We start from the raw sequence: 23,582 nt of genomic DNA, 5'->3' as shown, positions 1-23,582 counted from the left end.
TTCCACAAAAAAGAACGCATTATGACCGAAAGAACAGAGTTAGAAAAAATGATCCAAGGCGAGCCGTTTAACGCGATCGACCTCGATCTTCGCCTACGCAGAGAAGCGGCTCGTCTTGCCTGTGCTAAATTCAATGCGCACCCAAGCAAGGGCAACCTTCGCCATGTGACTCGTTTGTTTGCGGAGTTTGGCAGCGTGGTGATTGAACCCGGCTTTCAATGCGACTATGGGTCACAGATTCACCTTGGTGAACGTGTCTTTATTAATTTCCAATGTATTTTCTTAGACAGTGCCAATATCTATGTTGGTGATGATGTATTAATTGGCCCCGGCGTTCATCTCTATACGGTAGATCACCCAAGGGATGCAGACCAACGCGCGTCTGGCGAATGTTTTGCACGCCCTATTACCATAGGCAATAAAGTCTGGATTGGCGGTGGTGCCAAAGTTCTCCCCGGCATTGAGATTGGCAATAACGCCATTATCGCCGCTAATGCGGTAGTAACGCGAAATGTCGCGGAAAACGAACGCTTCTTCGGCTAATCTATTGTCACTTTCTGTCGGTAATATTTGTGCATAATTCCATCAATATACACGCGTTGAGACCTTAATTAAGGCCTATCTGAATACTTCATCCAACTAGGCAAGCATTCCGCAATTGTTGTGGAAATAGCCTCGCACATCCTCTTCTTTCGACTATTTTGTATATACTGCACGCAAATTCGCGAGAATGAGGTAGCCTTATGAAAACACTAATTTTATTTCTAGCTAGCCTGTTGGCGCTCAATGCTAGCGCCTCTGATACGGTCGTGGATGAAGCATTAAGCATCAAAAACATCACACAGTTTGACGGTATCCCTTGGGGGATCGCCATGATCAATGATAACGAAGCGATTATTACGATCAAAAAAGGCACAGCGTTTAAAGTCAATCTTAATAATGGACAGAAACAACCGCTTTTGGGCTTACCAAAGGTTGATAATCGAGGCCAAGGTGGCTTGTTGGATGTGGCTAAATCGCCACAGTTCAAAGAACACAATTGGCTGTATTTTACCTACGCTAAGCCAACTGACGACGGTTCAAAAACCACACTAGCCAGAGCCAAATTGCTCGGAAATACACTCGCTGACTGGCAAGATCTGCTGGTCACTGACTCTGCCACAAAAGAGTCCAAGCATTATGGTGGACGCATTGCCTTTGACGATAATGGCCATGTTTTTTTCTCCGTGGGTGATCGTGGCGTTCGAGAAAATGCACAGGATTTAACCAATCACGCAGGGAGCGTCATCCGCCTGAATGTAGATGGAAGCATCCCTACAGATAACCCATTTGTGACCCACGCTAATATCCGAAATGAAATCTGGAGCTACGGACATCGTAACCCTCAAGGATTATTTTACGATACAAATAGCCACACACTGTGGTCCAATGAACATGGCCCACGAGGCGGTGATGAGATCAATTTGATCCGCCCAGGCGCGAATTATGGTTGGCCTATTGTGTCCTATGGTAAAGAGTATTGGGGGCCGATTAGTGTGGGAGAAGGCACAGAAAAAGACGGCATAGATAACCCGGCCAAGGTGTTCATTCCATCAATCGCACCCAGCAGCTTAATTCGCTATAAAGGAATGCTATTTTCGAACTGGAACGGTGATTTTTTGTCTACTGCGCTGGCGTTAAGGCATCTAAACAGAATTAAAATCGAGAAAGATGGCGAAACAACAGAAACACGTTACTTGCAGCATTTGAATGAACGCCTTCGATCGATTGCTCAAGACTCTGAAGGCGCTCTTTACATCGGGACAGATTCTGGAAAACTTTTAAAGATAACGCTGGATATCTTGCCTGAAGAACACTAAAACCGTCGCGTCAAAGATTGCCTTTATTGCTGTAAACATAATACCAATTTTCCAGCTCATCCAAGGTCATTGGTTTCGATAACCAATAGCCTTGGAAGAAATCACAACCTGCCTCTCTTAGATTCTTATACTGAGAGGTGTTCTCTATGCCTTCCGCGGTCACAACAATATCTTGCAAGTGACACAGCTCGATGAGTGCAGGCAACAACTTTGCGTATTCGGGGTTGGTTACTCTTTCGGTGAGAACCTTGTCTAGCTTAACCTTATCGACTGGATAATCGATCATATGAAGAAGCGGCGTATAGCCTACCCCAAAGTCATCTATCGCAATACTGAAGCCCGCCTTTTGCAATCCATTCAATACATCAAATACGGAACTGGTTTGCACATAACTGAATGTTTCGGTCAACTCAAGTTCAATACTTTTGTCTTCAATGCCATATTGTTCCTTCAGCTCAATAAGGCGGTCTAGTACAACATGATGACCCAGTTCAGCCGCTGAGATGTTAATCGATAAAACACACTCTTCACCGAAAATATCACGAATTTTGGGAAGGCTTTTAAACGCGGTTTCAAACACCCAATGGTCTATTTTAGCGTAGGTTCCGGTTTGCTCTGCAATGGGAATAAATTCATCCGGATGAATCTCACCTAGCTCCGCAGAATGCCAGCGAATCAGCACTTCAAAGCCTTTAATTTGCATGTTCGCCGACGTGTAAGGCATGTACACAAGTGAGAACTCTTTATCGCAATCGATCATTTTCAGCTGTGTTTCGATGCTTTTGGTACGGCGCGCAGCGGAAGCGATGTTTTCGGAATAATGTTTGTAGCGATTTTTTCCTGAACGTTTTGCGTTGTACATCGCCATGTCTGCATTAGCGATCAACTCTTTTAAGTTATGGCCATCTGCAGGGTAAGTGGCAATACCCATGCTCGCAGAAACAGGAAAATAGTAATGGTCTGACTGGTAGCCCCTCTCGAAAAGAGCGACCACAGACTGAGCCAAGTCATCCGCCTCATCCACGGCAACTTTATGAGTCAGCACAATGGCAAACTCATCGCCAGACAAGCGAGACACCATGCAACCACCTTGGCTTTGTAAAATTGGTTTAATCAACCGCTGCAAATCGTTTGCTAAAAAACACAAGAGGTCATCGCCCGCTTCGTGACCTAACTTATCGTTTACAAATTTAAAGTTGTCTAAATCAATGTATATCAAGGAGACAAATCGTTTGTCTTGCTCTGCTTTAATCAATGCACTTTTTGCATACTCATAAAAACGAAAACGATTTGGTAAGGACGTCAAGGTATCCGTAATGGCCATCTCGTGGGTTTTTTTCAAGTTATTTTGCAACTGCTCAAATAACACGTAAAACTTCTTACTTAACTGGCCAATTTCACTTCTACTTTCGGTGGGGGAAATGTTTTCTTTTTGGTACTCCATCACCTGCGTGAGTTCGTTATCAAGAGCGCTAATCGGCGCGGTGATGAATCGAGAAATCAAATATATTAATAATCCGTAAGTTATCACGCCAAGAAAAAATGCGACAAATATAAGCTGTATCCGTAAATTCAATAACGGCCTTGCCAATACCGAAGCATTTGGCTTAATAGTAAGAAACTGGTTAGGCGAAAGCTGTATCGAGTGAGCGAATACATTCTCAACGGGTAAAATCTGATTGGACCAAACAAGCGTTGCGTTGTACGACTGTTCCAGCGTCGCCAAATACTCGGAAAACTGATCCATACGAACTGCAAAAGACAGCTGAACACTGTCATTAATATCACGACCTTTAAATGGCAGAAGCGCCACCCTGTCCAATAAGCGCCCCTTCACTACGCTTATATCTGAGCTGTTATGAAACAGCTCCCAGCTAGACGTTATGTGATGAGCAATCATTTTTTGGGTTACCCCAAACTGCTCATTACTTATAGTGGCAAAAGGGTCAGCGCTTCGCTCATAATAAAATAATTCGTCGCCACTTCCGTTGTATAAAGCAAACGAAAGTCGGCTATTGGGTTTATTAGACAAAATCTGGGAGGTCAGTACATTCAACCCCTGACTGAGTGCAATATCACGATAACTAGAAGAAGCCGAGGTTAAAAAGTCCGATAAATACCCGCCCTCCAAAAAGAGGGCCATTGCATTGTCTACAGCAGAAGATTCTTCTTTAAAGACACTTTGCAGCTGAAACATGCGTTGCTCTAGTTTCGCTTGTTCTAACTCAATTACGCTGCTTTTTTGGTATTGATACACAAAAAAAGTAGCGATCCCGTACCCAAATAGAATGATTGGGAAGAGTAAAAGAACCAGTCGCTTATTTAGATTCATGAATAACCTTGATCGCTTCTTGTATTCGAATGCGTTTTCTTATGTTCGCGTCTGATAACATTTGAAAAGAATACAAGCCATCTAAAACCTCTTGTGATGGATAAATTAATTCATCTTCTCGCATTTCTGAGCTTTGTAATTGGTAAGCTCTTAGGTCTACTGTGGCAACGCCGATGCTTTCAGAGTTCGCAGCGGCAACATCAGCTCGGCCAATATAATCAATAAATGATTGAGCTAACACCTTTTTTTCGGAGTTAGCGGGAATCACCCAGCAATCCAACCAGAGAAAAGAGCTTTCTTTGGGTAGCACATACTTCCAAACGTCTTTTCCAATGCTGTCGTTCATGGTGTATTGATCACCACTGTAAACAACTGCTGCGTACATATCGTCTTTGTTTTCCGCGTCCAGTAGATAGGAAGGAGCGTAATCATAGGTGAGAACATCATCACTTTGCTGCTTTAAAAGTTCATACATTTTTTTTAAATCTTGTTCTTTGTCTGTATAAGGCGACAAGTTCAAATGTATTAAAGCGGGTGCGCTCAGTCCGTAATAATCGCCCAACATTGCGATATGACCTTTTAGGTCTTGTCTAGAAGAAAACAAGTCCGCCCACGAATCGACAGGAGAAGTGACTTTATCGGTTCGGTATGCAATGCCTAACGTTCCCCATAAATACGGGACAGCATGATCACCACATGTTTCGAGCCATTTCGGTTCGATATTGCCTTTAAACTGCGCAACATTCAGATCAAACAAGTAGCCCAAGTTCGCTAATTTATTGGCGGATTGAACATCCACAATCGCAAGGTCAATTTGATGCTGTTTGGTGTCCGTGAGAAGCAAATCTCTCATGTCTTCATTGTCATACGTTATTAGTCGTATTTTTGAATCATTGAGTTTTTCCCATTCGTTGATGGTTTGCTCTGAAAGATAGTCATCCCAATTCAAAATATTCAGCGTTGGCTGCTGACTGTGGGCGTCAAACGATAAAACCAATGAGGTATACAGAAAGAAAGAACCAAGATGTGATGTCGCGATCATACGTAATTTCTTCATGGGTTCTCTCAAAAATATAAAGTAAAAAAGTATCGTATCTAGATCAGATTAAATACACAAAAAGGGTAAACCTTTGTTAAAAATCATACAATCTTTCAATAACAATACATAAACCTCACCCATTCATGGTTTTTCGATCACAACACAGCGATCAATAATCGGCTTCCTCACCCCAGCTAGAACCACTGTCCGCTTCCTCACCCCAACTGTCTTCCGCCCAGCTGTCATCGCCCTGATTCGCATCCTGAGCCACGGGTTTGCTTGGGACATTACCATCATAGACTTCGTAAGCGCGATTTTGCAGATAGATATCACGAATAAAGCTATAGCGGTCCCCGACTATCATGCCTTCAGCATTAAGATAGCGAGCCCGCGTATCAATCACTTTCAGCCCTAATAAGCCCAACTCTTCATCACTATTCAAATCCAAAAAGCCCCGTTTCATCCACGTAAGTGTATTCCACAACAAAAGCAGAACCATCCCGTACTGTGGACGGGCCAAAGAACGGCATGACCAGGTAAGGGCCAGACGATACCCCCAATAACCTAAGGTTTGTCCAAAGTCTTCATCGTACTTTTTCAGACCCATTTCACTGGCCACATCAAAAATGCCAAACCAACCCGCGGTACTGTTTATCAAAAAACGAAAAGTCGATGACGCCGTACCATCCCACTTCCCTTGCAATAAGTTATTGGCAATATTGCTTATTTCCCCCAAGTTAGAGAAAAAATTACTCACGCCTTTTTGCACCGGCGTGGGCGTGATCGCCTTGTACCCTTGCGCCACGGGTTTAAGCACAGCGCCATCGATGGTGTCATTAAACGCGAACATGGATCGGTTAAACCCTTCCCAAGGGTCTTCTTCTGTCGCTGCAAAGACCGACTGAGAAAACAAAAAACTCATACTTAGCAACCATGTAGCCATTACTTTCAGCATTCTTCACTCTTCCTTATTATCTATCATCGAATACCAGACAGCCGCCCGATCCAATCACTAAACCAGTTTTTTCACTTCGCTCCATTGTTTCGCCAAGCGCTTTTCAGAAATGGGTTCCAAAGTGCCCACGGACTGCGCAAACAAGGAGATGCGATACTCTTCTAACATCCAACGGTACTTCACCAATTCTGGATCATACAATGCTTTGTCTTCGTGTGCCTTTCTCTGTTGGGTATATTTCAACCAAAGTGCTTCCAATTCAGACACAGCGGCATTTTCTTTGTTCAAATGATTTTGAAAACGCTCCAACCGCACTTCGATGCCTTTAAAGTATCGTGGCAATTGCCCCAACCAAAAAAGCGGCGTATTGCCAATAAAACCGGGGTAAATAAGCTGCTCTAATTGCACCTTTATGTCCCCATACACTCGCGTCCAAGGCAGTGGAATAGTGCCCTTCATTTTTTTCGCAACCCCTTGATAAGAGGATAAGACACGATACAGCTGCTCTGCCATTTCGTTGGCAACACTGATTAATCGAGGTTTATGAGTGCTAACGCACGATTCAAACTCCGTTCTGGTACGCGGCAGCGCACGACCTTCCAGAAATACTTTTTCTAGTACTGCATTAAGCAAATCCTCTAGCAAGGTTTCTTTCTGCCCCAACGGGGAAAAGATCAGCATAGATTCTTTTAGGTGAGGTAAGTTTTTCTGCATGTAACGCATGTCTTTGCTGAGCGTCAATTTCAGTAACGTCACCACGCCTTTACGATGCGTGTCCAGCGCGGTGTTCAGATCGTCAAACATTTTAAGAGACACACTGTCACCTTGGGAAACCAAGGCAGGAAACGCGGTCACTTTGATGCCCGCTTGCTTGATCTCCTGACGCTCTGGAATGTCTTGATCCGGCCAAGCGCTTAGCCCTTCTTGCTCATGCTGCTTCGTGCCAAATTTGGCAAAGCTCTCTTCCACCAGATCGCTAAACTGCGCCTGTAGCTGCGCTAGATTCTTCCCAACACCTAAGATTTTTCCGCGCTCGTCCACCACTTCTAAATTGAGTGTCAAATGCGAATCCAGTTTTTCAGCATTCCATTCGTTTAATGGAATATCGATTAAGGTTTCGCGCTTAATCTGCAAACTCAGCTGTTCGAGCAAATCGCCTTTGTCTTTCGACAAATTGGGGTACACACGCTCAACAAACTGCGGAATTGGCACAAACCGACGACGCAACGCTTTTGGGAGACCACGCAATAACGCCTCACAACGCTCTTTAATAAAACCGGGAACCGCCCATCCCAAATCGTCTAAGCTCAACTGGCGCAACAAACCAACAGGCACTTTTAAGGTAGCACCATCACTGGCTTGGCCGGGGTCGAACTTATAATCAATCGGCAAAGCAACGCCATTCAAACCAAAAGAATCTGGAAACGCAGCCGCGTCGACATTTACGTCTTGCTGAACCAGATCCTCACGAGTCATGAGCAGCGCTTCAGGCGAGGTTTTTACAAAGTGCTCTAAACTTTTTAGATTGCGCACATGATCAGGCAGCCTAGCGTGATAAAACGCAAAAACTGTCTCGTCATCCACCAAAATATCGCGAGTCCGCAGCTTGGCCTCTTGCGTCTCTAGCGATTCAATCAAGGCTTTATTCTTACGAAAAAACGCTTGCTTCGTTCTAAGCTCGCCTTCCACCAGCCCAGAGCGGATAAATATCTCACGCGCGTCCTCTGGGTTGACGTGGCCATAATCCATACGACGTTTCGCAACAATCACCAAGCCATACAAAGACACTTGTTCATTGGCCATGACACGACCTTGATTCCGCTCAAAATGCGGATCGAAGTATTGTCGTTTTACAAAGGGCGCGGCGTATTCTTCAATCCAAGCAGGATCAATACGAGCGGCAACGCGCGCGTACAGCTTGCTGGTTTCCACTCAGCTCTGCGGCCATGATCCATTGTGGTGGTTTTTTAAATAACATGGAGCCTGGAAAGATAGACAGCTTACGAGATCGACAACCCAGCATGTCTTTACTGTCTTCCATTTTATTCGCCACGTGCGTAAACAACCCCGCCAGCAATGAACGATGAATGGCTTCGTAATGACGTTCTTCGTGCTGAACTTCTTTAAAACCAAGCTGCTTACAAGCGATCATGATTTGTCGATGAATATCTCGCCACTCACGCATGCGCATGAAATTCAAAAACTGTTTTCGACAATACTGACGCAGCTGATTCTGCGACAAGGCTTGGCGCTGCTCTTCAAAACGTTCCCACAAGTTTAAAAACACGGCGAAGTCTGAATCTTCGTCTTTGTCGACGGCATGCGCTTGATCAGACTGGGTTTTCTTATCTTGTGGGCGCTCACGAGGATCAGGAATAGACAAGGCACTGACAATAATCGCCACTTCTTTGAGCACACTGTGTTGTTCAGCTGCGATCAAAATCCGCCCTAATTTTGGGTCAATTGGTAATTTGGCGAGCTGACGACCAATCGGAGTCAATCGGTCTTTGTGCAACGCGCCCAACTCGGTTAATGCGCGATAACCGTCATTGATCATGCGTTTTTCGGGCATTTCAACAAATGGAAATTTTTCAACTGCGCCCAGTTTCAAGTTGGCCATTTGCAAAATAACCGACGCTAAGTTGGTGCGGAAAATTTCCGGATCGGTAAATTCTGGTCGATTGTTAAAATCGTTTTCATCATACAAACGAATGCAAATACCGTCGGCCACACGACCACATCGCCCCGCTCGCTGATTGGCACTGGCTTGGCTGATTTTCTCTATTGGTAGCTGCTGAACTTTGGAGCGCACACTGTAGCGGCTAATTCGCGCTAAGCCAGGGTCAATGACATAGCGAATGCCCGGCACCGTTAACGAGGTTTCCGCGACGTTCGTCGATAACACAATCCGACGACCTGAATGGGATTTGAAAATGCGTTGTTGCTCGCTGGCGCTCAAACGCGCATACAGCGGCAGCACTTCAGTGCCACGTAGCTCAGCTCGTCGTAGAATCTCCGCTGTCTCACGAATCTCTCGCTCACCCGGTAAAAACACCAAAATATCGCCCGCTCCGCGATATCCTGACTGCCGTTCTTCGGCAATAAGCAGCTCAACCGCATCTAAAACGCCTTGCTCCATGCTTTGGTCTTCGTCTAACTCCTCTGAGTCGGACTTGCTTAACAAGGGCTGGTAACGGATTTCAACCGGATACGTTCGACCCGATACTTCAATGATCGGCGCGTTTTCAAAATGCTGGGAGAAACGTTCAACATCAATGGTTGCCGAGGTCACAATCACTTTTAGATCTGGGCGTGCGGCCAAGACTTGCTTTAAATACCCAAGCAGGAAGTCAATGTTCAAACTGCGCTCATGGGCTTCGTCTATGATGATGGTGTCGTATTTATACAGGCGTTTATCTTGTTGAATTTCAGCCAACAAAATACCGTCGGTCATCAACTTGATCAGTGTTTCTTCGTTACTTTCATCACTAAAACGAACCTGAAAACCCACTTGTTCGCCAAGGTTAACCTGCAACTCATCACTGATACGTTCCGCTACGCTGCGCGCCGCAATACGTCTTGGTTGCGTATGGCCGATCAGACCCGCGATGCCTCGTCCGGCTTGCAAACACATTTTCGGCAACTGCGTGGTTTTACCTGACCCCGTTTCACCCGCAATAATAACGACTTGGTTTTCTTGGATCGCTTTGATGATTTCATCCGCGCGTGCGGCAACAGGCAAACTTTCGTCGTAGGTGATCTTTGGCAGACGAGACAAACGAGCTTGGTGTAGTGTCTCCGATTTTTCGATAAGTTCGTTCAATTCAGATTGCATGCGATCAAATGGCAAACCGTCTTTTTGACGTTGTCTCAGTTGACCTTGTTTTTGATGGATAAGATGACGATCGCGCGTCATTACAGCATGTGTCGGCATGATAGCTAAACTAGTATCCTTTTGCTTGTCGCAGAGAAAGTATGGGCAAGCACAATTGTTGTGCAAAGGTCTCTATCTATATAGTTGTAAATTCTAACATCAATCCCAACCTAAGGGTTATAGTGAACGACATTCGCAAAGTGTCTTATACGGCGCTATCACTCAAACAGACCAAAAAAAAGGAAATGGTATGTCTCATCAAGTCTTTGAAGATAACTCTCTTACCATTGGCAACACGCCACTTGTACGTTTAAACCGCATTGGAAATGGGAATATTTGGGCGAAACTTGAGTCTCGCAATCCCGCTTTTTCCGTTAAATGCCGTATTGGCGCCAACATGGTGTGGGACGCTGAAAAACGCGGCGTTCTTAGCAAAGGAAAATCGTTGGTTGAACCATCCAGTGGCAACACTGGTATTGCCTTGTGTTTTGTTGCGGCTTCTCGTGGTTATCCGATCACCATTACTATGCCATCAAGTATGAGCGTCGAGCGTCGTCAAGTGATGAAAGCCCTGGGTGCAAACATCGTCTTGACGGAGCCTGCCAAAGGCATGAAAGGCGCAATCGAAAAAGCACAAGAAATCGCCCAAGATGACAATTTCGTTTTATTGCAGCAGTTTGATAACCCAGCCAACCCAGAAATTCACGAAAAAACCACGGGACCAGAAATCTGGCAAGACACCAATGGTGAAATCGATGTATTCGTAGCAGGCGTTGGCACTGGTGGTACCATTACTGGCGTAAGTCGTTATATTAAAAACACTCAGGGCAAAGCGATTGTCAGTGTGGCGGTAGAGCCAACCAGCTCTCCGGTTATCACGCAAACACTTAACGGTGAAACACCCGCCCCTGCCCCACATAAAATCCAAGGCATTGGTGCGGGATTCGTACCAAAAAACCTTGATCTTTCTATCATAGATCGCGTTGAGCAAGTGTCCAATGAAGACGCGATAGCTATGGCGAAACGTTTAATGCGTGAAGAAGGCATTTTGTGTGGTATTTCATGTGGCGCTGCAGTCGTTGCGGCTGAGCGTTTAAGCCAACTTGACGAATTTAAAGATAAGAAAATCGTTGTTGTATTACCCGATTCTGGTGAACGCTACTTATCTACTGCGTTGTTTGAAGGTGAATTCACCGACAACGAATTGGTACAATAAAAACACGCGACACCCATAGAAAACAAAATCCCCGCTTAGGCCACAACCTAGCGGGGATTTTTTATGCCTTTACTCTCGCTTTTCTGAATGAGAACGGAGAGGCACCTCATTAGTTAGATGATTAATGCGGTTTTTTCGCGCCATAGCGCACGATGTCTTTGCCATTTTCAAACACATCGGCCGTTACCCAACGCCCCAGTACTAACTGCTGGTTGTCGTCCAAAACCGCGACAAAAGGGCGACCATTCGCATTGTTGGTTGCCAGTGCCACACCCGACACGTTATCCAGACCTAAACCGCCCATTTCAACCAAACGCAAAAAGGTTTCTAGTTCATCTAAGGTTTCGATCACATCATTATCATTAATCATTCATTTTACTCTGTTACACCAATAATGGCCTTAGAATAACAGGTCTCGAAGCCAGTGAAAAATACCGTGACCGCCAAACCTAAACTGTACAGATACGCTAAAGCCGAAAACGAGCATAACCTACACGAGCGTAGCCTACAAAGCGGTGGCTAAATGCGCCGCTTTGATCTGACAAACCACTTCGCCGCCTTCAAACACACAAAGTTCACCCTCTTCCATTTGCTGCCACTGTTCATCATGCGTCAGTGGCTGGGTTGCAATGACGGTCACAACGTCTTTGTCTGTGGTGACTTCTTTAAAGTCGACGATCACATCTTCATCGGACAGGGTGGCCTTTTTAAACGGCGCCCGTCGGGTAATCCAGTGCAATTTTGTGGTACAAAAGCAGTATAAACGCACGCCATCAGACAACATCATATTGAAGACACCACGCGATTTCAGCTGTAATGCTAAATCTGATAACGCTTCTGACACCGCGACGACGCTTGGCTCTTGATCACCAAAACGAATTTGCAATTGCTCTACAATCCAACAAAAAGCACGCTCTGAATCTGTACTACCTAATGGATGGTAATGTTCGATTGGCAACGACTCCGATGACTCAAGTTGCCCATTATGGGCGTAAGTCCAAGTCTTGCCCCACAACAAACGATTAAACGGGTGGGTGTTTAATAGACTTACCGCGCCGACGTTTGCTTGACGAATATGACTGATCACAATGTCACATTTTAGTGATGTGTTACTGATGACTTCTGCCATGTCCGAATCGGCACTTGGCCTTGGATCGTGGATCGCCCAGACATAGCCATCACGGTACATGGCCATTCCCCAGCCATCTTTATGGGGACCTGTGCGACCACCGCGGGCTCGCAGCCCCGAAAAACTAAAACAAATATCCGTTGGCACATTGGCGCTCATGCCTAATAACTCACACATCGTTTATATCGTCTCTGTCTGTGGATTTATGTTTTAAGCGACGATATAAGAAAATACCGCCCGCTATTGCGATAATGCCGCCAACGTTTAACAAGGCGTACAAGATCCATTCTTGCTCTGATAAATTGCCCGTATTCTCTGTCACTGGCGAGCTTTCTTGATCGGGTTTTAATCCCTCTGATTGTGTTTCTATCTGTTCTTGGGCATCCGTCACAATGGAAATAGCCGGTGGAACCATGACCGGCATCGCGTCTTTTTCTAAAATGGGAGCCGACAATAAAACAGCACCCACACTAGAAACTTGCCCTAATCCAACTTCTAACGAGTTATCCGCTTGTTTATTAAAATGCCAAAAAGGCGTCCAGTATTCGAACTCAGATCCGGTTTGTGTAACGCCAGATAACTGTGCACGAACCTTGACGGTATCGCTTGTTTCAACGGGTATTATTTTTTCCCAATAACCTTGCCCCACTAAGGGCATCTCTTCCATTTTGGTGGTGCCATTATTGTAGGTAAACTCAAGCATGATGTGCGAACTCAGGACATCCAATCGCAAATTCACAGGCTTAGCTGAAAAAGCAATCAAGTTCCCACTCGGGTTCGTTCCGCTAAATTCGATCGCAGGATTCACGGTAAAAAACTGACTCATCTGTCGAGAAAACGTTTTACCGTCCACCAAACTAATCAATTCATAATTGCCTGGCTCAGAAATGGCACCAATGGTCTGAACAAACGTATCGTCTTTAAGCGCCATGTTATGAATAAACACTGTCTCCTTTTGCTCCCCACTTAGACGAACCAAGGTCTGTTCTACGTTAAGCAAGCCAAGCACGTCTAAATCTTGAATAAGAGCATTTTCTTGAAACACGCCAACCGAGGACGCTGTTGCCTCGCCTTGAAATACAATCGGCGGAATAGTCGAAGCCTGTATGCCTAAATCCGTCATTACTCTGACACTGCTTCGCTCTAAATCCACGTTACTGACCGTCCAATTCCCAGAGGCTGGACGACGCACCGTGAGCAATGTGTAATGCTCAGCCGCCGATACAGACACACTATTACTGTTCACCAATGCCAACGCACTACCGTCTGGTTTGGTGATACGAGGTTGACGCCCTCCGTCATGAAACACGACCAAAGTCAGCTCATCGATTGCGTCATCAACTAAAAAGTGGTCACCATCAAACGGCAGCTCATCAGAAGGCGATGCTTGTGAAAAAATACGATCAAAGGTATCGAGTAAATCTTCTGGAATGGCCACTTCCGTATGGGTCGCGTTGGTTCTAAGTGACAAGGATTCCAGCAGCGCTTTGTCTGTGTAACCCGTCATAGAAACGGTATGAAGATGAATCCCTCTGTCTTCCAGTTCAGAAGTAAGTTGATTTAAAATTCGATCTCGCGAGGCTTTATTAACGCTGTCTTCTAAGCTGATGTCCACCATGCCATCGGTTACCAATATCCAGTGACGGCTGAAACCAGACGCCAAATTACCACTATCGGGTGTTTTCAAAAGCAGCTTAATAATGGCTTCCAAGTCGGTTTTCACGTCTTGTGTAACGTAACTGTTCACGTAGCTTGCTAACTTGGCTTTCGTGGCTTTATTGACAGTGGATTCGGGCAATAAGACTCTCGGCTCCTCACCAAATAGCCAAATGCCGAGCGTAGCTTGCTCTTCTGGGGCGAGATTTGAAATAAGACGTAATGCCTCAGACGTCAGCTTATCAGGGTCGCTGATCAGCATACTACCAGAGGCATCAACAATGACACGGAATTGTGTATCCGCTTGGCTTACCGGCATCCAAAAGGATAAAACAGCCACCAACAACACAGTATTTATTTTCAACCACTTCACGTTTGCGAACTCCTTGAACTACTTTACTTTGCTGAGATTAGCGACCGTTCGCTGTATCACGTTATATCATACGGCTCCGGCATACCATGTACCCATTTTATAATATGAGTTTCCCAATCTTCTTCATCCACCGACTGCTCATTGATCGCATAATGTCGAACCGTTAAGCCCTGACGTAGCATCTCTTTGTCATTACCCACCACTAATGGGTGCCAGTTAGGCAGCTCTTTCGTTTCATATAAAACACGATAACTGCATGTGTCTGGCAACCATTGAAACTGATCAATTTGATCCGCTGTCAAGGTAATGCAACTTGCGACTTTTGCTTGGCGAGTGTCGTAGACTTTGCATTGGCACGAGGTAATATTCAACTGATGACACGCAAGATTGGTGTAAAAGACCTCTTCAGTGTCATCGTCTTGTAATTTCTGTAGACAACATTTGCCACAGCCATCACAAATCGACTCCCACTCGGCTGGCGACATTTTTTCCAGCGGCGTGGTTTTCCAAAACGGTTCGTAACGCTTTGCAATCATTCTTTCAATCCAACTCGTTAATAGACAGCTTCTGTTGGCGTCTTATAAAGATCCAATAAATAGTCGTCTTTCGCTGGTGGTAATTGCAAATAAAAGCCTTTTTCACGAATCCCTTCAATCACTTTCTCTGGGGTAGCGCGAGCCAATTTACTTTCGTTAGTCAATAACATTGTCATTGCACTGATACCTTTGCCAAAACGGGCCATTAGCTCTTCTGGTATGTCTTTCAGGCCTTTACTTTTTTCCACATACAAGTACATGCCATCATGTTTACTAGAGCGAAATACTTCTACGATTAAATGCTGTTTCATAATGTTCTCTTGGCGTGTCACGCCATGTTTTGCCTTTTAAAATTAAGACTTCTTAAATTTTTCTAACACTGGATCTACAATGACGTCACGTCGCCATCCCGTAATGGCTGGGTTTTGCCAATCCACATCAGTACCATCAAACAAATGACGCACCAATGGATCCAGTAATTTTCGCTTCATCATGGCTTCTGGAGCGATATTTAATGCTTCCGCCTTTTCACGAACGAACGCTTTAATGGATTTCGTTAATTCCCCAGCTTGTGATGGCAGGGGCACTTCCAAAGGCAATTGATATTCATCCGGAGACAGTTCATTTACCAAAGCCACTTGCTCTAAAATCACTTCTCCGTACAAACGATGTTGACGGCCAGTTAACTCTTCTGCTTCTGACACCGCTTTATGATGCGTGGGCAATGTTTTCGCCAACGACCACAACGTGCGATCCTTTAAAATTTGGCCTTTAGGGACATTTTCTTTGCGTGCTTGGCCATCTCGCCAAATAAACAACAAGCGCAATAACGTCAGACCCGCAGGAGACAAACGCCAAGCGGTTTTTATGCCATCCCAGTTTTGCTCAGGATCCGAGTTCATTTGATATTGCCACTTAAGCGATTCGCAGTCTTCCAACACCCATTCAAGCATGTCTTTTTCTTGCAAACGGGCCACTTGCATTGGGTACACTTTCGCAAGATAAACCACATCTAAAGCCGCATAACGCTTTTGCGCATCCGTTAATGGGCGTTGTGTCCAATCGGAGCGCGTCTCATCTTTGGCGACTTCAATTTGCAAATACTCATGAATCAACTTCACGTAACTTAACGACCATTGTGCGCTCGCGTACGCCTCACCAATTTGTGTGTCGTAAAACGGCGTCGGTAGTACCCCTAACAATCGGTCAAACACATCTAAGTCTTCTGAACAAGCATGGAAAACCTTCATCACAGAAGGGTTTACCATCAAGCTACGCAGCGGCTCCCATTCATCAATACTCAAAGGATCAATCAATACCGCTTTATCGCCTTCGCTAATTTGAATCAGCCCCGTAATTGGAAAATACGTTGTACGACGAATAAACTCAGTATCGACAGCGATTACAGGCAGCTCTGCCCAGTAATGACACCAGCTCGATAGCGATTCATTGTCAGCAACCCACACAATATTCAGGGCATCGTCATTTAGAGCATCATCTTGATCATTCATACTAGAGTTTTTTCCGTCCCTCTAGCGCCAAGGCCAGAGTGTTACCATCAACGTATTCCAATTCGCCGCCCATTGGCACACCATGAGCAATACGGCTCACGTTGATGTTTAATGTTTTTAATTTTTCGGCGATATAATGACAAGTCGCCTCGCCTTCCACCGTTGAGTTAGTGGCAATAATAGCTTCTTCCACTTCGTTATGCTGAACCAGTGCCTCTAAACGATCCAAACCAAGCTCTTCTGGACCAATACCGTCAATCGGTGACAAATGCCCCAACAATACAAAATAACGCCCAGTAAACGTACCCGCAGATTCTATTGCGACCACGTCGGCAGGCGTTTCGACAATACACAAACGCGTTGCGTCCCGTTCTGGGTCTTGGCAAAGCTCGCACTCTGACTCTTCCGTCAAAGTGCGACAACTTGAACATCGACCTACCTTATCTAGTGCTTCACGTAAGCCGTTCGCCAGTCTATCCGCCCCTTGATGATCTCGTTCTAATAGATACAACGCCATCTTTTGCGCCGACCTTGGTCCAACGCCAGGTAAACAACGCAGTGATTCAATCAATTCTTTTATTAAGGGACTAAACAAAGCTCGCTCCTAGAAAGGCATTTTAAAGCCAGGTGGCAACGACATTCCCGCCGTTGCTGACGCCATTTTTTCTTTTTGTGTTACTTCAATGTTACGAACAGCATCGTTTACTGCTGCGGCAATCAAGTCTTCCAACATTTCTTTATCGTCAGCAAACAATGAGTCATCAATAGACACTCGTTTCACATCATGACGGCCTGTCATTAGAATTTTGACCAGACCAGCACCCGCTTGTCCTTCGACTTCCATGTTGGCGATTTCTTCTTGCGCTTTTTGCATGTTTTCTTGCATCTGCTGCGCTTGGCGCATCATGTTACCCATACCACCTTTGAACATAACTTTTTCTCCAATTTAAGCTTTAACTTTAACCGTATCATAAACCAATTGTGCGCCCATCGTTGCCGATAACGCTTGCACAACTGGGTGTGAATTTAAATGTTCTATAGCCACTTGCAGAGCCTCTGCTCGCTTGCTGGCAGCAAACTCTTCTGCAGTGACGCCATTCGTGTCTTCCACCGTATCAATAATTAGGGGTACCGTCATCGCGAAAAAATCGCTCAGTGCGCCTTGTATTTGCTCGTAACGCATTTGATTAAGCATGTGGCCGTATTCTAACGGTACCTCGAGACGAATGCCCTGATCACTGGCGTCCACTAAGCTGGAATTCATTAGTATATTTTGCACCAAGCCCTTCAAGGGCAATCGAGGCGCCACCAGCCACCAAAGCTTCATGGTCAATTCATTATAATGACTCATTTCTGGCAACGGCATGCCCAGTGCAGGCTGGGCAATCGTGTCTGGTACTTTTGCTAAACGCGTGTCTGCTTCTGAATTGTCGTCACTGTCAGGAGCACCCACCGGATCTGCCGCTAAGGCATCCACCAAATCTGCCGCAGGGTTGAATGGGTCAACGATGTCGGCAATCGCACGCTCTTCTGCTTCGTCCTCGTCTTCATCATCGTCATCACTCTCATCCAGAACACCGTTTACAAACGGAGTGTCTGTGACAGCGGACGGTTTAGACTGGCCTTGATCGACGGGCTCAGCGGTTTCGACAACGTCACCGAAGTCTGTAGCTGGCGAATCGACAGCTTCTTGAGCCTCGTCATTTGGATTTGATGTGTGTTCAACTACAGCTGGCTCAGCTGCTTCACCACCAAAAGAGCCATTATCTAAAGTGCTCTTTTCTAAAATGCTCTTGTCTAAAGCGCTCTCTTCTAAACTGGTTTCTTTTAAAGAAATATCGTCTACATAGCTGTTTTCTATAGAGTCATGTTGAACATCGCTTTCTGCATCAACAACATGCTCAACCGCTCTTTCAACCTTTTCTTCAATAACGTCAGCATCAGGTGCGTCTTCCCATGGTGGGCGCTCCTCCTGAGACATCACTTGTATCGGTTCGTCAACGATGGGCGTTTTTTTTCTGTGCTTTCTTCCGGCACCTGAGTGGCTTTCGGTTCAGCAGGTACAATTGGTTGTGCTATGACTACAGGAGGCGCATCATGATTCACCATCATAGGCGGTGCAGGACGGAAGGCAATCAGTCTTAGCATTAACATTTCAAAGCCTGCTCTCGCAGAATGCGCAAGATACAAATCTCGACGCCCTATTAACAAGCTTTGATACATCATTTGAATTTCTTCCGCGCTCACATTGGCCGCCATTGCCTGAATGCGCGCCAAATCCCCTAGCTGATCAACTAAGGCTCCAGGCACTTGCTGCTCTATTGCAATGCGATGCAAAACATCCAATAAACTGCCACAAATCGCCGTAAAATCCGGCTGATAATCTGCCAATTGTTCAATACGGCTCAAGACTTGCGCCGCATTTTTAGAGGCAACACTTTCTAGTAAATCCAATACTTGCGCTTGATTCACCAAGCCCAGCATCGCCGTTACACCCGACTCTGAAATGGTACCATTACCAAAGGCAATGGCCTGATCCGTTAAACTCAAGGCGTCACGCATACTGCCATTCGCCGCTTGACCAATCTGCCACAATGCTGGCTGATCAAAGTTAACCTGCTCAGTGTTCAATACCGTTTGTAAATAATCGACCACACGTTGCGGTGACATATTTTTGAGATTGAATTGCAAACAACGGGACAAAATCGTGACAGGTAGTTTCTGCGGATCTGTGGTGGCCAACAGAAATTTAACGTGAGCGGGTGGCTCTTCTAATGTTTTTAATAAGGCGTTAAAGGAGTGAGTCGACAACATGTGTACTTCGTCTATTAGATAGACTTTGAAGCGACCACGAGTTGGCGCATATTGTACGTTTTCTAATAATTCGCGAGTGTCTTCTACTTTGGTACGAGAAGCCGCATCTACCTCAATTAGGTCAACAAAGCGGCCTTCAGCAATTTCGCGGCAACTATCACAGGTACCACAAGGCTCTGGTGAAATCCCATTGGTTTCACAGTTTAAGCATTTAGCGAAAATACGCGCAATGGTGGTTTTACCAACACCGCGTGTTCCGGTAAATAAATAGGCGTGATGCAAACGCTGCTGGCGCAACGCATTGACCAACGCTTGAAGTACATGGTCTTGCCCAGCCATTTCAAGGAACGTCTGTGGGCGCCATTTACGTGCTAAAACTTGATAACTCATGATAGATACTGGCTGATAAAAAGCGATTTTTTATTGTACGGCAGTACGAACAATTTCGAAACCACTCTTAGTGCGCTGTGAGGTCGGTTATGAGATGAAATACCAAAAAACTTCGCGATAAAGATCAATAGGTTAAATTTACAACACCGAACCGTGTATATCGCCCATGAATTTTTCAGCGACATACACAGAGCTCGGCTTAGTGTTAGTTGACTTTGGCTTCTCGCACTTTGCGTTGACGTTCTTTTTCTAACGCTTTCTCTAAACGGTGTTTTTCCACCGCATCCAAAACTTCTGCGCCAATGTGCTCTTCACCACGAGAACGAGCAAGCTGAACCTGACGTTCGCGTTCAATAAAACGCTGACGCTGCTCATCAGTGAATTTGTCAACACAATGCACACAGCTTACGCCCTGAATATAGTGCTCACTCTGTTTTTCTTCTTCGGTAATTGGCATACGACAAGCGTGGCACTGATCGTACTCACCCTTTTGTAGGTCATGATTAACAGACACACGATTATCAAAAACAAAGCACTCACCTTCCCATAAGGTTTCTTCTTTTGGCACTTCTTCTAAGTACTTCAAGATACCGCCTTCAAGGTGATAAACCTCTTCAAAGCCTTGCTCTAGCATGTAGGCCGTCGATTTTTCACAACGGATTCCACCAGTGCAAAACATGGCAACTTTTTTGTGTTTCGCAGGATCCATGTTTTCTTTCACGTAAGCAGGAAACTCACGAAAAGTATCCGTTTTTGGGTTGACCGCATTTTTGAATGTACCTATCTGCACTTCGTAATCGTTACGAGTGTCCACCAAAACCACATCAGGATCGGAGATCAAAGCATTCCATTCCGTCGGCTTTACATAGGTGCCAACAACACGTTTAGGGTCAATTCCCTCAACGCCCATGGTCACGATTTCTTTCTTCAATTTTACTTTGGTGCGGTAGAAAGGCATGTCTTCGTCATAAGACTCTTTGCTAACGATTTTATCCAAACCAGGCTGCTGATCTAACCATGACAACATGGCGTCAATGCCTTCGCGCGTTCCCGCTACAGTGCCGTTGATTCCTTCACTGGCAAGCAACAAAGTACCACGAATACCATTGTCTTCTAAGGTTTTCTGAAGAGGCTCTCGAAGAGATTCGAAATGAGGCAGTTCAACAAATTTATAAAGGGCGCACACTACGACTTTTGACATATCTTTCTCCTATGCGATCTGGAACGTAAAACCAGAGCAATTAAACAAGGCGCGCATTATAAAGACTCTAGCCATAAAAATGAAGAGAACACCCACAGGAGAATTTACTGGTCTGGATCAAGTGTCGCCCCAGTTGTATTATTGACACGAAACCAGCCAGCAATACTGTGGCGCGTGCGTTTTGCGACAACGACTTCGTGATAAAAGCATTCGCTCAAGAACACCGCCAGCCGCCCTTTCTTTGGAAAAAAGCGACCGACCTCAACAGAAGGGTCATGCTCGTCATAAATCACCAACTCACCACCATCGCCGTCTTGCCAATCTTCATTCAAATACAACACGGTAGACAAAATGCGGTTACTTTCCCCTTTAAAAGCATCAATATGCTTTTCATAAAAAGCGCCTTCTTCGTAACGGGCAAAGTGCGCCTCATAATCAAATAAGCCAAGAAACAGACGACGATTTAATGCAACACGCAATTCCGCCATCATTTTCAAAAAATCGGTTCGAATTGGTTTATCTGGATCAATCCATTGAATGTAATCACGGCGCGCATCCAATACAATTTGATGATCTTGTTTTCGACCAATACCAGCCTGCAACATAAACGCATTTTGTATGCTTTGTGCTTCATCCACCAAGGCTTGGGTGAAATCCGTTGAAAAAAAGTCATCCTGAACACTCCAGCCTTTTGTCTGCAGATCCATTAGCAGATTAGAAAACGGCTCCTCTCGACTAAAAGCAGGAATCGAATTTTCAACATACAGACGTTTAGCAGGCAGGACTTCGGTAGACATAGATAGGGTCGTCACTTATAAAAAATCACACAAAAAGGCAAAATCACTTAGAGCGCTATGATACTGTAGCCCCCGGCACAACACATCATGAATTCACCAGATAGATTTAAATAAAATGACGCCAGCTTTCCAATTACGAGATTACCAAGTTCACGCCGTCGAGGCGTCTTTGACACATTTTCGTAATAGCAACGACCCTGCCGTTATCGTCCTTCCTACTGGAGCAGGAAAAAGCCTAGTCATTGCCGAATTAAGCCGACTGGCCAAAGGCCGTGTGATCTGTCTCGCCCACGTAAAAGAACTGGTTGAACAAAACCACGCGAAGTTTCTCGCAACTGGCGCTTCCGCAGGTATTTATTCGGCAGGGCTCAAGCAAAAGTCCAGCACAGAGAAAACCACGTTTGCCAGCATTCAATCTCTGTCAGCCAATCTTGAAGACTTTAGTGAACCTGCCAGCCTCATAATCATAGACGAATGCCACCGTGTCGGCATGGAAGACGGTGGCCAATACAACAAAACCATCGAACATTTTCGGGCGCTAAACCCCACCGTAAAAATTCTTGGTTTAACCGCGACACCTTATCGATTAGGCAGTGGCTGGATCTATCAAACCCATTACCATGGCTACGCCAGACATTGCACCCACTCACTTTTCAAAAAGTGCATCTTTGAATTACCACTGCAACACATGGTGAAAAAAGGTTTTCTAACTCCCCCAATCCACTACGATGCGGCCATTGCGCATTATGATTTCAGCTTACTGACCGAAAGTTTGGATGGTGAGCAAAACACCGACGACATTGCATTAAACGAACTCATTCACAAACATCCTCGCGTCACAAAGGCGGTCACCGAACAAATATTACAGCTCAGTGAGAATCGCCAAGGTGTGATGATTTTTGCGGCGACGATAGATCACGCCAAAGAAATCGTCAGCTACTTACCAAAAGAACAAACGGCTTTAATCACCGGAAAAACAAAACTGCAGCAAAGAGACAGGTTAATTGCCGCGTTTAAATCCAAACAAATTAAATACCTCGTCAATGTTTCGGTATTGACCACAGGATTCGACGCGCCACACGTGGACGTGATTGCGATATTACGCCCAACACAATCCATCAGCCTATTCCAACAAATTGTCGGGCGCGGGTTGAGACTCAGCCCAGGAAAAAAAGACTGCCTAGTATTAGACTACACCAACAATGGCTACAATATTTTTCAGCCAGAAATAGGCGAAAAACGACCGACCCAAGACTCCGTTGCCGTACAAATACACTGCCCAGCTTGTGACTTTGCCAATACTTTTTGGGGGCGAAAAGACGCCGAAGGGAACATTTTGGAACATTTTGGACGTCGATGCCACGGACTAGTAGAAAACGAAGAAGGTGAAGAACAACAATGCACGTATCGCTTTCGCTTTAAACGCTGCCCTCACTGCAATGAAGAAAATGACATCGCCGCTCGACAATGCCAACATTGTGCCGAAAAGCTCATCGACCCAGATGACCTATTAAGAAGCGCACTCAACCTAAAAAACAACAAAGTCCTTCGTTGCTCTGCCATCACCCCTACGCTTAATGTCAAAGACAAAAGCATACAAATCACTTACCACGATGAAGATGGCCTAACACTATCCGAAACCTTTCGTTTTAATTTCAAGAAGTCTCGGCAAGCATTTAATGACCTATTTGCCCGTAGAATCGCCAACGGTATCCAATCTGTTGAGTTTGATCACATTGAAGAAGTCGAACGGTTTCTTCCGTATCTGCCAGCCCCAGACTTTGTGATCGCAAAAAAACAAAAACAACATTGGCAAGTAACAGAACGACTGTTTGACTATCAAGGCCCTTACCGAAAAGCCAACGAGCTCCGCTAAGAGTACTAACGAGCTCCACTAAGA

The 23,582-nt window shown here is 45.3% G+C and carries 18 protein-coding genes and 2 pseudogenes; 4 read left to right on the top strand and 16 right to left on the bottom strand.

What is annotated here, in order from left to right:
- The first annotated feature begins 21 nt into the window (after positions 1–21).
- The gene (locus tag N5P32_RS14815) at positions 22–543 is read left to right on the top strand and encodes a sugar O-acetyltransferase (protein WP_265729801.1); all 522 of its coding nucleotides are present in this window, start codon (positions 22–24) and stop codon (positions 541–543) included.
- A 200-nt stretch (positions 544–743) separates the two neighbouring features.
- Positions 744–1,859 (top strand): PQQ-dependent sugar dehydrogenase, encoded by a 1,116-nt coding sequence (locus tag N5P32_RS14810; RefSeq protein ID WP_265729800.1) that lies wholly within the window; start codon positions 744–746, stop codon positions 1,857–1,859.
- A 10-nt stretch (positions 1,860–1,869) separates the two neighbouring features.
- On the opposite strand, the gene N5P32_RS14805 is transcribed toward N5P32_RS14810, so the two are convergent.
- The 4 genes and pseudogenes from N5P32_RS14805 to hrpA form a co-directional block, all read right to left on the bottom strand.
- Positions 1,870–4,191 carry an EAL domain-containing protein gene (locus N5P32_RS14805; RefSeq protein WP_265729799.1) on the bottom strand — a complete coding sequence of 774 codons (2,322 nt, stop codon included), beginning with the start codon at positions 4,189–4,191 and terminating at the stop codon, positions 1,870–1,872.
- A complete protein-coding gene (locus tag N5P32_RS14800) occupies positions 4,178–5,248 on the bottom strand; it encodes an ABC transporter substrate-binding protein (protein ID WP_265729798.1) in 1,071 nt (356 codons plus the stop codon). The genes N5P32_RS14805 and N5P32_RS14800 overlap by 14 nt, the downstream gene beginning before the upstream one ends.
- A gap of 151 nt (positions 5,249–5,399) precedes the next feature.
- Positions 5,400–6,185: an MlaA family lipoprotein gene (locus N5P32_RS14795; protein WP_265729797.1), complete on the bottom strand. Its 786-nt coding sequence runs from the start codon at positions 6,183–6,185 to the stop codon at positions 5,400–5,402.
- A gap of 57 nt (positions 6,186–6,242) precedes the next feature.
- Positions 6,243–10,119: pseudogene (gene hrpA / locus N5P32_RS18305) on the bottom strand (ATP-dependent RNA helicase HrpA).
- 190 nt (positions 10,120–10,309) lie between these two features.
- Here hrpA and cysK point away from each other — a divergent pair.
- On the top strand, positions 10,310–11,275 hold the full coding sequence (cysK, locus tag N5P32_RS14780; RefSeq protein WP_265729794.1) for a cysteine synthase A: 966 nt from the start codon (positions 10,310–10,312) through the stop codon (positions 11,273–11,275).
- Between the two features lie 121 nt (positions 11,276–11,396).
- Here cysK and N5P32_RS14775 read toward each other — a convergent pair whose 3' ends face one another.
- The 12 genes and pseudogenes from N5P32_RS14775 to N5P32_RS14720 form a co-directional block, all read right to left on the bottom strand.
- A complete protein-coding gene (locus N5P32_RS14775) occupies positions 11,397–11,645 on the bottom strand; it encodes a hypothetical protein (RefSeq protein WP_265729793.1) in 249 nt (82 codons plus the stop codon).
- 135 nt (positions 11,646–11,780) lie between these two features.
- Positions 11,781–12,581, bottom strand: a complete 801-nt coding sequence (locus tag N5P32_RS14770; protein WP_265729792.1) for a class II glutamine amidotransferase — start codon at positions 12,579–12,581, stop codon at positions 11,781–11,783.
- Entirely contained in the window at positions 12,574–14,433 is a 1,860-nt protein-coding gene (locus tag N5P32_RS14765; protein WP_265729791.1) for a VWA domain-containing protein, read from the bottom strand. Before N5P32_RS14765 ends, N5P32_RS14770 begins: the two co-directional genes overlap by 8 nt.
- Before the next feature lie 56 nt (positions 14,434–14,489).
- Positions 14,490–14,969, bottom strand: coding sequence for a YcgN family cysteine cluster protein (locus tag N5P32_RS14760; RefSeq protein ID WP_265729790.1), 480 nt, complete (start codon positions 14,967–14,969; stop codon positions 14,490–14,492).
- A 17-nt stretch (positions 14,970–14,986) separates the two neighbouring features.
- Positions 14,987–15,280, bottom strand: coding sequence for a YcgL domain-containing protein (locus N5P32_RS14755; protein ID WP_265729789.1), 294 nt, complete (start codon positions 15,278–15,280; stop codon positions 14,987–14,989).
- A 42-nt stretch (positions 15,281–15,322) separates the two neighbouring features.
- Complete coding sequence (gene rnd / locus N5P32_RS14750; RefSeq protein ID WP_265729788.1) at positions 15,323–16,480, bottom strand: ribonuclease D; 1,158 nt, start codon at positions 16,478–16,480, stop codon at positions 15,323–15,325.
- Position 16,481: 1 nt separating this feature from the next.
- The gene (gene recR, locus N5P32_RS14745; protein WP_265729787.1) at positions 16,482–17,075 is read right to left on the bottom strand and encodes a recombination mediator RecR; all 594 of its coding nucleotides are present in this window, start codon (positions 17,073–17,075) and stop codon (positions 16,482–16,484) included.
- 9 nt (positions 17,076–17,084) lie between these two features.
- Positions 17,085–17,411 (bottom strand): YbaB/EbfC family nucleoid-associated protein, encoded by a 327-nt coding sequence (locus tag N5P32_RS14740; protein ID WP_265729786.1) that lies wholly within the window; start codon positions 17,409–17,411, stop codon positions 17,085–17,087.
- Positions 17,412–17,426: 15 nt separating this feature from the next.
- Complete coding sequence (locus N5P32_RS18300) at positions 17,427–18,461, bottom strand: DNA polymerase III subunit gamma/tau C-terminal domain-containing protein (RefSeq protein WP_265729841.1); 1,035 nt, start codon at positions 18,459–18,461, stop codon at positions 17,427–17,429.
- A 98-nt stretch (positions 18,462–18,559) separates the two neighbouring features.
- Positions 18,560–19,684, bottom strand: a pseudogene (dnaX, locus tag N5P32_RS18295) (DNA polymerase III subunit gamma/tau); the annotation flags it as partial.
- A 205-nt stretch (positions 19,685–19,889) separates the two neighbouring features.
- A complete protein-coding gene (gene trhO, locus N5P32_RS14725; RefSeq protein WP_265729784.1) occupies positions 19,890–20,885 on the bottom strand; it encodes an oxygen-dependent tRNA uridine(34) hydroxylase TrhO in 996 nt (331 codons plus the stop codon).
- 104 nt (positions 20,886–20,989) lie between these two features.
- Positions 20,990–21,682, bottom strand: coding sequence for a 2OG-Fe(II) oxygenase (locus N5P32_RS14720; protein ID WP_265729783.1), 693 nt, complete (start codon positions 21,680–21,682; stop codon positions 20,990–20,992).
- Positions 21,683–21,797: 115 nt separating this feature from the next.
- On the opposite strand from N5P32_RS14720, the gene N5P32_RS14715 reads away from it, so the two are divergent.
- Positions 21,798–23,558 (top strand): DEAD/DEAH box helicase, encoded by a 1,761-nt coding sequence (locus tag N5P32_RS14715; protein ID WP_265729782.1) that lies wholly within the window; start codon positions 21,798–21,800, stop codon positions 23,556–23,558.
- The last annotated feature ends 24 nt before the right edge of the window (positions 23,559–23,582 follow it).

This window comes from Marinomonas pontica, assembly GCF_026191375.1.
Taxonomy (GTDB): Bacteria; Pseudomonadota; Gammaproteobacteria; order Pseudomonadales; family Marinomonadaceae; genus Marinomonas; species Marinomonas pontica.
Note: the sequence above shows the minus strand (reverse complement) of the source record. Positions and strands in the feature narration are given on the sequence as shown.